This window comes from Enterobacter pseudoroggenkampii, assembly GCF_026420145.1.
Classification (GTDB): Bacteria; Pseudomonadota; Gammaproteobacteria; order Enterobacterales; family Enterobacteriaceae; genus Enterobacter; species Enterobacter pseudoroggenkampii.
Genome location: NZ_JAPMLV010000001.1, coordinates 853483 through 867527, shown reverse-complemented (window position 1 = coordinate 867527; position 14045 = coordinate 853483). Strand labels below are relative to the sequence as shown.

Annotated in this window: 14 protein-coding genes; 8 read left to right on the top strand and 6 right to left on the bottom strand. The window is 43.1% G+C overall.

Features of this window, described 5'->3' with window-relative positions; all coding sequences use genetic code 11:
• Positions 1 to 25: 25 nt before the first annotated feature.
• Complete coding sequence (locus OTG14_RS04190) at positions 26 to 2092, bottom strand: terminase gpA endonuclease subunit (RefSeq protein WP_267214627.1); 2067 nt, start codon at positions 2090 to 2092, stop codon at positions 26 to 28.
• Positions 2007 to 2552 (bottom strand): terminase small subunit, encoded by a 546-nt coding sequence (locus OTG14_RS04185; protein ID WP_267214626.1) that lies wholly within the window; start codon positions 2550 to 2552, stop codon positions 2007 to 2009. The genes OTG14_RS04190 and OTG14_RS04185 overlap by 86 nt, the downstream gene beginning before the upstream one ends.
• Positions 2553 to 2587: 35 nt before the next feature.
• On the opposite strand from OTG14_RS04185, the gene OTG14_RS04180 reads away from it, so the two are divergent.
• The 5 genes from OTG14_RS04180 (at position 2588) to OTG14_RS04160 (ending at position 6329) form a co-directional block, all read left to right on the top strand.
• Positions 2588 to 3151, top strand: coding sequence for a hypothetical protein (locus OTG14_RS04180; RefSeq protein WP_267214625.1), 564 nt, complete (start codon positions 2588 to 2590; stop codon positions 3149 to 3151).
• A gap of 179 nt (positions 3152 to 3330) precedes the next feature.
• Positions 3331 to 3741, top strand: coding sequence for a hypothetical protein (locus OTG14_RS04175; protein ID WP_267214624.1), 411 nt, complete (start codon positions 3331 to 3333; stop codon positions 3739 to 3741).
• Positions 3742 to 3797: 56 nt separating this feature from the next.
• Positions 3798 to 4736: a phospholipase D-like domain-containing protein gene (locus tag OTG14_RS04170; protein WP_267214623.1), complete on the top strand. Its 939-nt coding sequence runs from the start codon at positions 3798 to 3800 to the stop codon at positions 4734 to 4736.
• Positions 4737 to 4873: 137 nt separating this feature from the next.
• On the top strand, positions 4874 to 5443 hold the full coding sequence (locus OTG14_RS04165) for a hypothetical protein (RefSeq protein ID WP_267214622.1): 570 nt from the start codon (positions 4874 to 4876) through the stop codon (positions 5441 to 5443).
• Positions 5444 to 5705: 262 nt separating this feature from the next.
• Positions 5706 to 6329: a hypothetical protein gene (locus OTG14_RS04160; protein WP_267214621.1), complete on the top strand. Its 624-nt coding sequence runs from the start codon at positions 5706 to 5708 to the stop codon at positions 6327 to 6329.
• A gap of 690 nt (positions 6330 to 7019) precedes the next feature.
• Here the strand turns inward: OTG14_RS04160 and OTG14_RS04155 are convergent.
• Complete coding sequence (locus OTG14_RS04155; RefSeq protein ID WP_342453699.1) at positions 7020 to 7532, bottom strand: DUF2778 domain-containing protein; 513 nt, start codon at positions 7530 to 7532, stop codon at positions 7020 to 7022.
• A 356-nt stretch (positions 7533 to 7888) separates the two neighbouring features.
• Here OTG14_RS04155 and OTG14_RS04150 point away from each other — a divergent pair, with 356 nt between their 5' ends.
• From OTG14_RS04150 to OTG14_RS04135, 3 genes are all read left to right on the top strand, one after another.
• Positions 7889 to 8581 carry a hypothetical protein gene (locus tag OTG14_RS04150; RefSeq protein WP_248272251.1) on the top strand — a complete coding sequence of 231 codons (693 nt, stop codon included), beginning with the start codon at positions 7889 to 7891 and terminating at the stop codon, positions 8579 to 8581.
• A complete protein-coding gene (locus OTG14_RS04145; protein WP_048990092.1) occupies positions 8578 to 8778 on the top strand; it encodes a hypothetical protein in 201 nt (66 codons plus the stop codon). The genes OTG14_RS04150 and OTG14_RS04145 overlap by 4 nt, the downstream gene beginning before the upstream one ends.
• Positions 8779 to 9230: 452 nt before the next feature.
• On the top strand, positions 9231 to 9605 hold the full coding sequence (locus OTG14_RS04135; RefSeq protein ID WP_023311118.1) for a MysB family protein: 375 nt from the start codon (positions 9231 to 9233) through the stop codon (positions 9603 to 9605).
• Positions 9606 to 9611: 6 nt separating this feature from the next.
• On the opposite strand, the gene OTG14_RS04130 is transcribed toward OTG14_RS04135, so the two are convergent.
• From OTG14_RS04130 to mdoG, 3 genes are all read right to left on the bottom strand, one after another.
• On the bottom strand, positions 9612 to 9839 hold the full coding sequence (locus OTG14_RS04130; RefSeq protein ID WP_157188920.1) for a YceK/YidQ family lipoprotein: 228 nt from the start codon (positions 9837 to 9839) through the stop codon (positions 9612 to 9614).
• An 84-nt stretch (positions 9840 to 9923) separates the two neighbouring features.
• Positions 9924 to 12452: a glucans biosynthesis glucosyltransferase MdoH gene (gene mdoH / locus OTG14_RS04125; protein WP_157188919.1), complete on the bottom strand. Its 2529-nt coding sequence runs from the start codon at positions 12450 to 12452 to the stop codon at positions 9924 to 9926.
• The gene (gene mdoG, locus OTG14_RS04120; protein WP_021240787.1) at positions 12445 to 13998 is read right to left on the bottom strand and encodes a glucans biosynthesis protein MdoG; all 1554 of its coding nucleotides are present in this window, start codon (positions 13996 to 13998) and stop codon (positions 12445 to 12447) included. The genes mdoH and mdoG overlap by 8 nt, the downstream gene beginning before the upstream one ends.
• Positions 13999 to 14045: the final 47 nt, after the last annotated feature.

Below are 14045 nucleotides of genomic sequence, written 5' to 3'. Positions count from 1 at the left end.
AAAAAGCCCCGTTTGGGGCTTTTTTTTAGTTTCCACCAATCATGATCAATAGTACTTGTAGTAGTTGACCTAACGGTACTTGAATAACCACGATACCGAAAGCATCCAGTACTGGTACTATGATCCAATTATAAATTTTGCCGAACCAATTAGAACCCATACCTGTACGTCTACGTCTGGTAGGTGTATTTTTTGGTTCTTCTGCTTTATTTATTTTGTTTTTGTTATTACTTTCAGATTGTTTATATTCGCGTAATTTTTTAAATGGTTGATTACCTAATTTAGATTGAGCGTAGGCAATAGCAATAAGACCATAACAAAGACAATCAAGACTTTCATTCCTTCTCTGGCCTTTCTTTAATCGCCATACTAATTTACAGCCAGCAGGTTTTAACTCTTCGGCTGATAGCTGTTCAAAATAATCAGTTGGTAATGAACTACTAAAGCGGAGCTTCACAGGTGCATTATCTGCTTCAGTACTAAGCATCAGATTGAGAAGTTTACGTATCGTATTCTTTTGATCATGTACGTTTAGGATCTGTAGCTTGTAACCAGCCTGTGTTGATTCCTTGAAGAGATCACCAGTAGTGGAGCTGGAACCCTTAATAGGATGGTACTTAGCCCAACGTACTGTGAACTTCTTAACCGTATCAGTAGCGTTACCATTCGAACTGTCCACGAATACTGCGAGAGTTGGTACTAAACGACCTTCTACCGTGCGGAAATCTTGCCTACAGAACTGATCAAGGTCTTTCCAGGCTTGTGATTCGATTTTAGTTACATCGTGACCATAAAAGAATTCGTGACCAAGTACATATATGCTCTTCTCATCAAAGCCTAATATAGTGGCTTCGCATCTATCAATTTGCTGGTCAACTGATATACAAATACCTAACGTACTTTCAGGGATTTTATGTAGGTTAAATTCATCTTCGCGTAGTGATTCCAATTGGAGAATATCTAATTCCTTTTGATATTCATCCTCATAAGGTAATCCAAGTTCGTTGTTATAGAATGTTTGTAGATTGAAGTTATAAAGGGCATCAGCAAACTTACTTACCATTTCAGTAATCGTATTCAATGGGGAATACATACGGCTAATTTGATAACCTACTACACCAGGTTCCCCATCTGGATTAGTTGCAACCCATCGCCCTTTATCAATCATTTGATGTCGTGTATGTTCATCAATTTCCTGTTCACAGCACGGACATATTAAACGGGTAGTTGTACTATCTGGAATTGCTCTACCATTCTCTAAATATTTAAATTCGAATGCTACCTGCTCCCATTCAAAAATATACTCATGATCGCAAGAATGTGTAACAAAGTAACGGCGTTTATCAGATAGATTATATTCCGCATTAATTAAATCATCTTTATACAAAGGTGTTGAGGATACAACCACCAATGAATCACTACCAAAGGTACTGGTACGTGCTTCTGCTAATTTTATTGGATTCCCTTCATCAGTAATTTCGCAGTTACTAACCTCATCTAATAGAACAACACGTGTTGTGATACCGCGAAGATTTCCAGGTGTATTGAGGTTCAACCAATAAATGAAAGTACCGTTCACCATTTGTGTTTGTTTAGAGTTATTTGCGGCATTCTTATCATTCTTATCATTCTTATCATTCTTATCATTCTTATCATTCTTATCATTCTTATCATTCTTATCATTCTTATCATTCTTATTAGTAACTAATGGCTTTAGTACTTCACTTGTTTCTACTGCCGGAAGGAATTTACCATCCTTGAATTTCTTCACTTCTGACTCAGAACTACTACCAAAAGCAAAGTTACAGGGATCATTTGCCATTAGACTAAATGCGATTGATTGAAGTACGGTAGTTTTCAATAGCTGGAAACAAGATTGAATTACTATCTTTTTAGTACCACGCTCTTGAGCTATATCCATTGGTTCTTTTTGAAAACTAAACGGAACCCAATCAAGACCCATATTCGGACCATCGACAAACTTCACTACACCATTGCTGATCCACTCACTGGTTTTCTGTATCTTCGGCGGTTTTATCGTCGGTAGTACTTTCTTCAGTATCTTTGTTAATTTCTTCTTGTTTGTTTCCATCCTCTAATATTTCCATGTCATCTGGTAACTCAAATTCCATTGAGTCTAATTGGTATAATGTATTATCAATATGAGTTCTTAATACGTCGCGTAAATCCTTTGCATCTTTCTGTGCAAATAATTCAAGGTAAGTTTTTGATGGTATTGCACGCACTGCTGTTTTAATCTGAAAAAGATATTCTGTTAATATTTGTTCTACATATTCAGCACTGACCACCAGCCCATTTTTTTCTGCTAATTCTAATTCTGCCAATTGTCTTTCTGCTGAAAGTTTCTTCAAACGTTCTTGTTCAATTTGTTCTTTTGTATTAGTATCACGCAACGGCTTTAGTACATTATCTACAATCCAACCTCTTGCGTTAGAATCAGTGCCTGTCGGCATTCCCTTTTCTACCCAAGTTCGAACTGTAGATTCATCGTATCCGTACTGTCTCGCTAATGATCTTAATGAGATATCCATTTTTAATCCTTTTTATTTTATTTATAGGGTTTACAATGTCAGACCGTAACAATGATTTTTCTCTGTTAGTAAAATTGCTGAACGGGTTTTTGAAGAAAGATGAGATAAAAAAACGGCTATATCCTTTTGTTGAAAAAGAAACTAATGATTGGGAAAAATGGCTGCAAATAGAATTTGCTCATTATCTCACTTCAAAAAAGAAGTACGAGCTACATCGTGAAGTCACAATATACCTCGATCCAATAGATTACCCTGATAGCAGACTTGCTAAAGTAGATTTAATTCTGCGTGAAAAATCCTCACCCTCTGATGATTATATTTTTATAGAGTTTAAATGTACTAAACGTGTTGCATCATTGGTTAGGGGCTTAGCGGCCGACCAAAAGAAAATTAGTGCTATTAGACAGTGTAACTACAAAATGCGTAATTATCTTGGTGTCGGGTTTCATCTTTTTTGTGAACCAGATGATATCCATTTTATGGAAAAGTACGTTAGTGAAGAACTCAATGGCTCTTACGCTGTTTTTAAACTATGTGAGTGTCCCGTAAGATATAATTGCCAATGTGAATTAAATGAAATTGGCGTTGTTCTTTTTTGACTGCGGTGCGGGTATAGTTATTTCGTTCACACACAAATGTTTATATCCGGTGGCGAAACTACGCGGTCTTTAAAAAGTTCAGGGAGAACCTATTTTGTTTATTTACCATTTTTGGTGATTGAACTATTTAAGTGCTTTATGATAATCTTTTCGATCTATACACATACGAGGTTAGTTTTATGCTGGCTGCGATCTTAAAGTTCTTTGAGTTGTTCACTAAGTTACCAAAGTCTGTTCAAGAGCAAATAATTAACGCTATTATCTCTACTTTGATATTTGGTTTTAAACGTTTTTTTAAAAAGAAAAAAGAGGAAGATTTACGGAAAGCTACTGAGGAAGCAGTAACCCCTCAACAATGGCAGGGAACAGTGGTTGCCGTAAGTACTTTAGTTCCATCAATTTACTCTCAAAAGAAAAAAGATGAATTTGCTAACTCTGTCATTGGATTAATAAGAAGCAATACATTCATCAAAGAACTTAGTACACGCATCGAAAAGATTAACGCTAATGATGAAGAAAGCTACGTGGCTTTGTGTTCTGTCGAAGCGAAAAATCTTATTATCGAGATGATGGATAAAGCCAAACAGTGAGACACGATATTATTCAATATATTACATTAACAGTGGCAAATTAAATGGATATTACAATGAAAAAAGAGATCACAGTTAACACCTACTTTAACGATATCGATTATGAGATTAAAAAAATATTGCGTGGAGCAAAAGAAAGAATTTGGATTTGTGTCGCTTGGATAAGTTTCAGATCATATCAGGATTTACTCCTAAAAAAAATTAATGAAGGTGTCGAAGTACACATACTTTGTAATGGCGATACCATAAATTATAAGAATTTAAGTGGTATCGTGAATTATCAGTTGTTGAATAAAGTACATTTATTACGCAATCCAATATCTACAGCATTAATTCATCATAAATTTTGTATTATTGATGACAGCACAATAATTACCGGTAGTTTTAATTGGTCTAACGCTGCATTTTATCATTATGAAAATATAGTAGTTATCAAAAATGACTATGTCGCAGTAAACAAATTCAAACATGAGTTTTGCGATTTGCTTTATATGGCCCAACAAGCTAATAACGGAATTACTTTCCCTAAAGTAAGAAAAAGTACATCTACTTTCATTTTAGGTATGATTAGTGAATCCCATGGTATATATGAAAATGTAATTCTTCAACAATGGGAGGTTGATTTAAAGTCCAGAACATGTGAAAGACTCCATTCAATTGAAGTACAGCATTTTTATAATCAAATAAGTACAGGCTTGGATGATTTTGATGATGATGGGTTTGATTATAAAAGCTCAAAAGAATACTATATGGAAGCATTCAATAGAATTAGAAAGCAAATAATCGAGATCCAAGATTTTTTTAATTTTAAGAACGTTAACGTACATGCGGTGGGTAGAGCAATAAAGACTATGGAGAGTAAGTACGATGATGAAGAAGCTTCCATTGCAATTGTATGGAAGGATGTTAGATATAGGAAGATTGTTCCAGATAACATTTATGTTGATGGCGATTTCGAAATGGTTTTTGATGAGTCATATTATGCTGGTAATTAAAATCCGTACAGATTTTATGATTATAGCTTAAACATACTATCCTAAAAAATTGATGAGGTGTGATTTTTTGGGATGAAATAAAAATTTATCGCTTATAAAGAAAGATAGTTAATTTTTTATAGTTAAGGAATGGTGTCATGGCAGAAGTTTCCATCTTGCAACTTATCAACAATAATATTGCTGTAGTTGGTACCCTTTCTGGTACTATTATCACAGGTATAATAACATATTTGGTGCAGGTAAATAACAACAGAAACAAATTAAAGGAAAGCAAGCAGCAATTCCTATTTTCAATACTAAATCATGATATTAAAGAAAAAAAAGAAATTATAAAGCCCCTCCTTCAGCACTTTGAGTCATTGCTATCACCTACATCAATATCTTTTAATGATGATTTGGATGAATATAATACTATCATAGTTTTGAATACTCTAAACACTAAAAAACAACTCACTATTTTTTTGAAAGAATATACATTATACATAACAGAGCCTATTCGGAAACTTGTTCACAGCCTGCGCCAAGCCATTTTAGTAATAGATGAGATAGAAAGCCATGAATACGACAACAATCTAAATGATTATGATAACTCATATAATATCGCAAGAAAGTATGCTTTAGAAGTTGATGCGGTAAGATATAGGATTACCTTACTGATAGATGAGCTGCACTTTGCTATAAACGCTGAGAAGCTATTATCACGTTAAATACTAATGACCAAAGTTTTTCCGAGCTAATAAATATAATTTATTGACAAATCGACTTGAGATCAAATGCTGGGAGGGGTTTTGTTTAGTTACTATACCAACTGTTTTTTTAATTTGTGTTGAAATTTATTTTAAAGTAAGCTTCATGCCACACCCATACCATCAACAAACCAACCCATAGTGGGGGGGCGTGAAGTAGTAAGTTTACTAAGTGTTGTTCTCAAGGTAAAGTAGCAATAACAATTTAACTTAAATGAATATAATGAAAAATTTCTTTAAAAACAAATTTTGGATTTTAACAATGGTATTATTAGTCATTGGAGTGTTCTTAATGTTTCTGACTAAACACCCACACCTCTTAAGTAAGATAGAATGGGGAAATGTTAGTGATTGGGTAGGTTCTCTTTCAACACTTGGTACTTTATATGTAGCATATCTTGCCTACAAAAATGCTCCAAACTGGATCAAGGATAAAAAAAATGAAACAGGGCTAAACCATGTCATTAATCTTATGGCAGACTACGACGAATTATTAATACAAACACGCAAAGCAATTTCTGTTTTAACAAGCGAAGCCAATGACACTCTTGACCTGAATGTATACATTAAAAGCATTAATGACTTAGGTATACAACATTCTAAATTACAATCTAAGATTGATTCCTGCCGAAGATGGAAAATAAATCCTCCCGATGAATTACAATTTTCCACATTTAAACTTTATCAAGCTAATATTACAATATTCTTATATATCCGCTTCCTGCGAGACAATGACAAAGAACAAGCACAAATATTTAAATTTGATTTAATTAATTTAAATTCAGAGCTTCATAATGATTCGTTATATTTTCAAAAAGATATAGAAGATATTTTTAAATTTCCATAGTTAACGCTTCTTAGATGTGCAGTTGCTATGTTAGCCATTCAATAGTGCACATAGTTTTTCTACCGCTTCAATAAGGGTCTCAATGTGCTGATTATGTAAACTTTCGTTAAAGTACTCATCCTTTCGCTGTTTAATGGTTAAGTACTGGAACGGATCACCCAATTCCCTTACCCTCGAATCGCGGGTTTCCATCTGCAAACCATCAGAACCATTAGTTTCAATACGTACTTCCTCTGTAACATACAGGAAATAGTATGTCCCATCATCGTAGGTGTTAAATTCTATTCTTATCATTTCGTAAATCCTATAGTATGTTAGTACTGCTAACCTTTATAGGTATTTACTAATAATCATGAATTAATCACCAAAACAGAACATATGACTATTTGAAAAATACCCTCACCATATGCAGTGAGGGTACTTAATAAAATGAGGTATTAGCGATTGGCCTGAAACTTTCTTAGTACCAAACGTGTGAGCAAGAACAGTATGGTAGCGTAGATAAGTACCATCAGGATTAAGGCGATGAACCTTACCGGATCTGCATCAGCTTCATATGAACCACTCAGGCCAGAACCGAAAGTACTATAGGCGGTATCCATGACCCATTGAGTTAGTCCATTGAGAGGCTTACCGAAACTTGATAGCCACCATGCAAAGACAATACAGATACTGTATATAGCCGCATTCTTAACGAATCCTGCACTTCGCATAGTCGCTCCCCCCTTGTACATCAACATAACCATAAGCCATCAATCCAGTCCTTGATCCTGGTACTTTAACCTTTTTAGTACGGAGCAACTGACTACGTACAGTATAGAAATCGGGTCGATTGACGAAAGTAATACACCCCTCTGAGAAACCAGAACCATCTGGCCTGAGTGGATGTAATCGGAAGCTACCACGCGATACACCATTAATCATTATGCTATCTGTCATAGTTTGAGCACTGAAGAGTGCAAACCATTCGGAGTGGTCATTACCTATGATTGTATCAACGCCCCATGCCCGGATCTTATTCAATGTAGAGCCAGTTGGCCTATCAACTATCCAGTACCGTCCAGTAGGTATTGCACTGTTTGGTAAGTACGCACAGCTGGGATCATTGGTATATGGGTTTTGCCCACTGAATGCAGAGAAAGTTCCTATTCCATAGACGTGTAATTTGGCATAGCCATTTTTATCAATGTCGTCGTATGTCATCCTCATTATTTGCATTTTGTTTTCCCTGCTGTTTGCATAGGGCGATTCTATCATGTGTCGAGTAATCGAACATCACCACTATAAGGTAGGTAAGTACGCGAAGGGATTCAACAGCCCGCAACCCTGACAAGGAGCAAGGCGACGCGTAATTACTCGCAAAGACTTTAGGTACGTAGTACCGACCCCAATCACTTTGATTCAGTACTATCATCTGTCGAGCAAAGTGAGTAATAACGCCTTGCGGGTTTTCGAGTACTGGCGTGACCTGCCTCCATCGGTAGATACATCTTGTTTATTATTCGGAGGTTTATTACTGTTATGTGGAATATGGATAGGGAGAAACATGGGAAGGATTCATGAGCTACAACTCGCTTATACTGAACAAACTTGATGCTGATCGCTACATGGCTAACCTGCTGGATAAAAGCCTTGCTGGTGTTCAACAGCAAGCCGTACAACAGGCTCATTTAATATACTCTGGGGTGGAAAGGCTTTCGTGGTATAGCTCGTGTTTCCTCGACAACTACCAGGACGTATGTACACGTTTGAAGCAAGAAGATAAGAGGTTCTTGAAGGCTCTTGTAGTACTCGTAAAACATCATGGCACTATAAGAGATATGCTTGAAATCTATATAAACTATATGTTTGAAAATCTCTCAGATCAGCGCATCAGGAACATTACGTTAATCTTGTCTAAAGCAGGAGCTGGGTTTACAACTGCCACCCTTACCAAGTTTACCATTGCGTACACTATCGCTACGTTAGCGGCTTCAAGTCTTTCAATGCAAGTATCGATCTCCTCGGCACTCACCAAATGGTCAACGCGTGGTGTAGCTGCGGCGGGAATATATGGGTACGCACAGGTAGCTTCACAGGCTGCGGAACGTCTTTTACATAAACATAGTCGGTACTATAGAGATCTCTATAATCGTGATCTGGAAATGTTATACTTCCTGGTTGAACCAATAATTGATCGTGTTGACGTACACAACCAATACCAAAAAAGCGATAACGATATTGTTTCTGATATTCTTAGGATAGTACGATGAAAAAAATGTTTAGCGTGTGGTGGCAGGAATTAGTTAGGCTTGTTATGCAAGTTTATATACCTATTGGTTTAACTATTATTTTTGGTATGCTTGCCGTCACCTTTTGGGAAGATTATGCATTAATATCTACTGTTATATTCCTGATAGTTGCATTTATTGTCAGTGATCGTTTATTCAAACCAAAAAAGAAGCGTTGATATTGAATCAAGAAAAAGCCCCGCTTAATGGGCAATGCCTTTCAGTTAAGGAGCGGTTGACCGATTCTTTACCGCGGCACTATAACGGCTTCCACTACAGGGAGCCGTTTTCTTATGCCATTTCTCAACGACCTGCTCGTTTTCAGCGACGGTCCGCCCATGTCGCCGCCTGCCGCCATCGGAGATGTCAGTACTGGTGAATACCGTCAATCCAAAAACAATTAGAGCACATGTGTGGAGATCTGGAAGCGGTGTTCATAACAAAACGCCTCCAGCCATTAAGGCCGAGGGCAGTTAAGATGTCAAAAATCCGTTACGCGGTGAACTCTCGTGCCGCACCGCTTAAGTGGGCGGCATTGAATGCGTGACGTCTTATTTTCACATTCATACTTGCAGAATCTTATATTCAGCTATTCTTTCCCTGAAACCTTCTGGAAAACAGGGAGACACCAATGACCATGTACGCCACGCTGGAAGAAGCTATTGATGCCGCTCGTGAAGAGTTCCTCGCCGACAACCCCGGCGTTGAAGAAGAAGATGCTGACGTGCAACAGCTTAATATCCAAAAATACGTTCTGCAGGATGGGGATATTATGTGGCAGGCCGAATTCTTTGCCGATGAAGGTGAAGAAGGGGAATGTTTGCCGATATTGAGCGGCGAAGGTGCGCAGGCCGTCTTCGATGGCGACTATGACGAAATCGAACTTCGGCAGGAATGGCTGGAAGAGAACACCCTACACGAGTGGGATGAGGGTGAGTTTCAGCTCGAGCCACCGCTGGATACGGAAGAAGGTCAAACCGCAGCCGATGAGTGGGACGAGCGTTAATTTATGCTATTCGTAAGGGCCATGGCTGGCATCAATCGGCAGCAACAGCGTGTCGAAAATCAGCGAGAACGGCAGATCGAGCACGGTCAGGTAACGCCATGCGGAGTCACGGAGATCCCATTTTACCCCCGGGTAATACTGATTACCGTGGCCTTGCCCTGGAATGGTGCGACTGATGATACTGCCGCAGCCGCTGAGCAGGCATGCCATCATGACGACGATGATTATTTTCATGAGTAACCTCTAAAAAAATACCGGCAATTAAGCCGGTATTTTATTTGGCGGATGGCGCTTCGCTTATCCGCCCTACTTAAAAACTTACTTCGCCTTCAACGCCAGCGGGTTAAGTTTCAGTTCCTTATAGTAGTTTACCCACGAAGAGTATTTCTCCGGAGCGGACCACACGCGGTAGTGAAGACGCGCCATTGTCACCGGGTCGCTCAACAGCACCAGTCGACGGTCGCGGTTGAGTTTTTCCGGGGTCTCGTTAAGCGCCTGCTCAACGTGACGATCGCGGGCAATCTCCAGCACCTGGCTGGCACGGTGGCGCGCAGTGGCCATCGCCGTTGCCAGGGCGTTGAATGACGGGTTAAACACGGCGTGCATAAAGCCATCATCCAGCGTGCGATTGCGGTTCTGCTCGAGATAACGATCCGTATCCACCAGCACCTGCGGCGGGGAATACTCTTCCGGGATCAGGAACAGTTTCCAGCGTTTGGTCCGCAGCCCCACCGTTGAACGGCTGGAGATCACGGAGACAAACGGCGACAGGATCAGCGAGAAGACAATCGGCGCCAGCCAGAACAGGAAGCGCAGATCCAGCCAGGCCATCCCGGCCGCCCACACCAGACCCAGCAGCAGCTGAGAACCGTGGCGCATAAAGGCTTCGCTCCACGGCGTGGAGTCGTCATCACGCTGCGGTGAGTTCCAGACCACTTCCCAGCCCAGGAACGCACTGACCACAAATACGGTGTGGAACAGCATACGCACCGGTGCCAGCAGCACGGAGAACAGCACTTCCAGCAGCAGTGAAAGGGTCACGCGGAAGAAACCGCCGTACTCTTTCGAGCCTTTGCACCAGATCAGGATGATACTGAGCAGCTTAGGCAGGAACAGTAGCACCATGGTGGAGGCAAACAGCGCAATCGCCAGCTCCGGACGCCACTGCGGCCACACCGGGAACAGCTGCCGCGGTTGCAGGAAGTATTGCGGCTCCGTCAAGGCATGGACCACCTGCAGCGCAGTGGAGAGCGCAAGGAACATAAACCACAGCGGTGCGGAGAGATAAGACATCACGCCCGTCAGGAACACCGCACGGTGAACCGGGTGCATCCCTTTAACAAGGAACAGACGGAAGTTCATCAGGTTACCGTGACACCAGCGGCGGTCACGCTTGAGCTCGTCCAGCAGGTTCGGCGGCAGCTCTTCGTACGATCCCGGCAGGTCGTAGGCAATCCAGACGCCCCAGCCAGCACGACGCATTAGCGCTGCTTCCACGAAGTCATGCGACAGAATAGAGCCTGCAAATGACCCCTCACCCGGCAACGGCGCCAGCGCACAGTGCTCAATGAACGGCTTCACGCGGATGATGGCGTTGTGACCCCAGTAGTGCGACTCACCCAGCTGCCAGAAGTGCAGACCCGCGGTGAACAGCGGCCCGTAGACACGGGTGGCGAACTGCTGGCAGCGCGCATAAAGGGTGTCCATGCCGGACGCTTTTGGCGAGGACTGAATGATACCCGCGTTAGGGTTGGCTTCCATCAGACGCACCAGACCGCTCAGGCAGTCACCGCTCATGACGGAGTCCGCATCCAGCACGACCATATAGCTGTACTGATTACCCCAGCGACGGCAGAAGTCATCGATGTTACCGCTTTTACGCTTCACACGACGGCGGCGACGGCGGTAGAAGATCTGCCCTTCGCCCTGCACTTCTGCAATCAGCTCCATCCACGCTTTTTGTTCTGCAACGCAGATATCCGGGTTGTAGCTGTCGCTCAGGATGTAAACGTCAAAATGCTCCGCGTTACCGGTCGCCTTTACGGACTCCCAGGTCGCACGCAGGCCCGCAAATACGCGGTCAACGTCTTCGTTACAGATAGGCATAATCAGCGCGGTACGGTGCTCGGGATTGAGGGGTTCATCCCCGACCGTTGACGCCGAAATGCTGTATTTGTCACGCCCCATCAGCAGCTGCAGGAAGCCCATCAGCGCGGTCCAGAAACCGGCCGAGACCCAGCAGAAGAGAACCGCGAACAGCAGAAGGATGCCGCTCTGCAGAATATACGGCAGCAGCTGCATGAAGGAGACCCAGAGATCCTGGCCCATCATGTCCGTCGGGTTGATGAACGCCCAGCCCTGATAAGGCAGGATGGTTTTCATGTACCAGGTCGCGACGACCGTCTGCGCCAGCGTAAGAAGCAGCAGGATATAGCGACGGATGGTCCCCACGGTACGCCATTTCTGTTCGGACGCCTGCTCTTCTTTTGTCAGGCGCGACAGATAGCGCGGCGTCACATCACGCCCGCGCAGGCGATCCCAGAAGCGGCCCACCGGGTTGGTGCGCCATGGATCGGGGAACATTGAGGAACGCGTGGCCTTCGGCATCGCCTGAAGCTGATCGCGTCCTTCATCGTCTTTAATCAACTGCCCTTCCGCCAGCGAGTCCGGCCAGGCCTGCTCCAGACGGGCCTTGACTGACCCGAGCGGCGTATCATCATCACGGGAAAACTGACGATGTTCACCATCCAGCGCGGTGTGAACCGCGCGGATGTCGCTCTTAGGCAGTGCCGCTTTTTCGATATCCGTCAGCGGCATGGCATCAATATATTCAGATGTATTATTCATTGGCAGGTAGCTGATAGCTCCAGGTTTCACTCAGCGGCTGATCGTTACTGACCAGCGCAGCACGCATTTCAGTGGTCTGTTTCGGATCTTTCACTTTCACGCGCAGGGTCAGACGCCAGCCTTTGGTTACCGGGTTGTAACGCACGGTATTCTCAACGATTTCACCGTTATCACCGATGCTGGCCTGAGCGGCAACGGCGGTGTCCGGCGACAGTTTCTTCATATCCTGGCCGGTGAAGTCCACGACAAACGCCACGGTCCCGTCAGGCTGACGGATAAGATTAGACTGCTTCACATCACCCGTTGAGCGGCGAGTCTGCATCACATACGCGTTATCCGGCGCATGCAGCTTATCTTCGTCGCGGCTGAAGGTAATGGTGTACTTGAAGTTCATCTCTTTACCGGCTTCCGGCAGCTGATCCGGTGTCCAGTAAGCGACGATGTTATCGTTGGTTTCATCGTTGGTTGGAATTTCTACCAGCTCGACTTTACCTTTACCCCAGTCACCGTTTGGCGTGACCCAGGCGCTTGGACGCTGGTCATAACGATCGTCCAAATCTTCAAAGCGGGAGAACTGACGACCACGCTGTAGCAGGCCGAAACCTTGCGGGTTTTCCATTGCGAAGCTGCTCACCGCCAGATGTTTCGGGTTATTCAGCGGACGCCAGATCCACTCACCGTTACCGGCATGAATAGACAGACCGTTGGAGTCATGCAGTTCCGGGCGGAAGTTGGTTGCCGGAGACGGCTGGTTCGGCCCAAACAGGAACATGCTGGTCAGTGGCGCAACGCCCAGTTTGCCTACTTTGTCACGCAGGTAAACCTTGGACTGTACGTCAACCACCGTGTCACGACCCGGCATAATCACAAAGCGATAGGCGCCGGTTGCACGCGGGGAATCCAGCAGCGCATAAATGGTCAGACGTTTGTCAGTTGGTTTTGGACGCTCAATCCAGAACTCACGGAAACGTGGGAACTCTTCACCTGATGGCAGCGCGGTATCAATAGCCAGACCACGCGCAGAAAGCCCGTATACCTGCCCCGCGCCAATGACGCGGAAATAGCTGGCACCCAGCATGCTGACGATTTCGTCGTTTTTATCTTTGCTGTTGATCGGGTAAAGCACCTTGAAGCCTGCGAAGCCCAGGTCTTTCACCGTATCTTTATCGTGTTGCACATTGCCAAAATTGAAATAATCCGGGCTGTACTTAATCTTACGAACCGCTGTCGCCGTCACTTCATTGATGGCAACAGGCGTGTCGAAGTACATACCCTGATGATAAAATTCAAGCTTGAACGGGGTTTTGATATTGCTCCAGTACGCTTTATCGTGATTGAACTGGATCTGCTGATAGTCCGCATACTTCATGTCGCGGAAAACGGAGGGCAAGTTACTTTTCGGCGCTTCGTAGCTCTTGCCTGCCATCGATTTTGCCTGTTTTGCGACATCGTCGATGTTAAAGGCCAGTGCCGATGAGGTATACAGTGACAACACCACTGCAGCACCCAACCAACGCATTTTCATCATCTGTGGTTTATGTTTCATAATAAGTAAGCACTTCCCCCTTTGTGTGCTTATATCGATCCGATCCA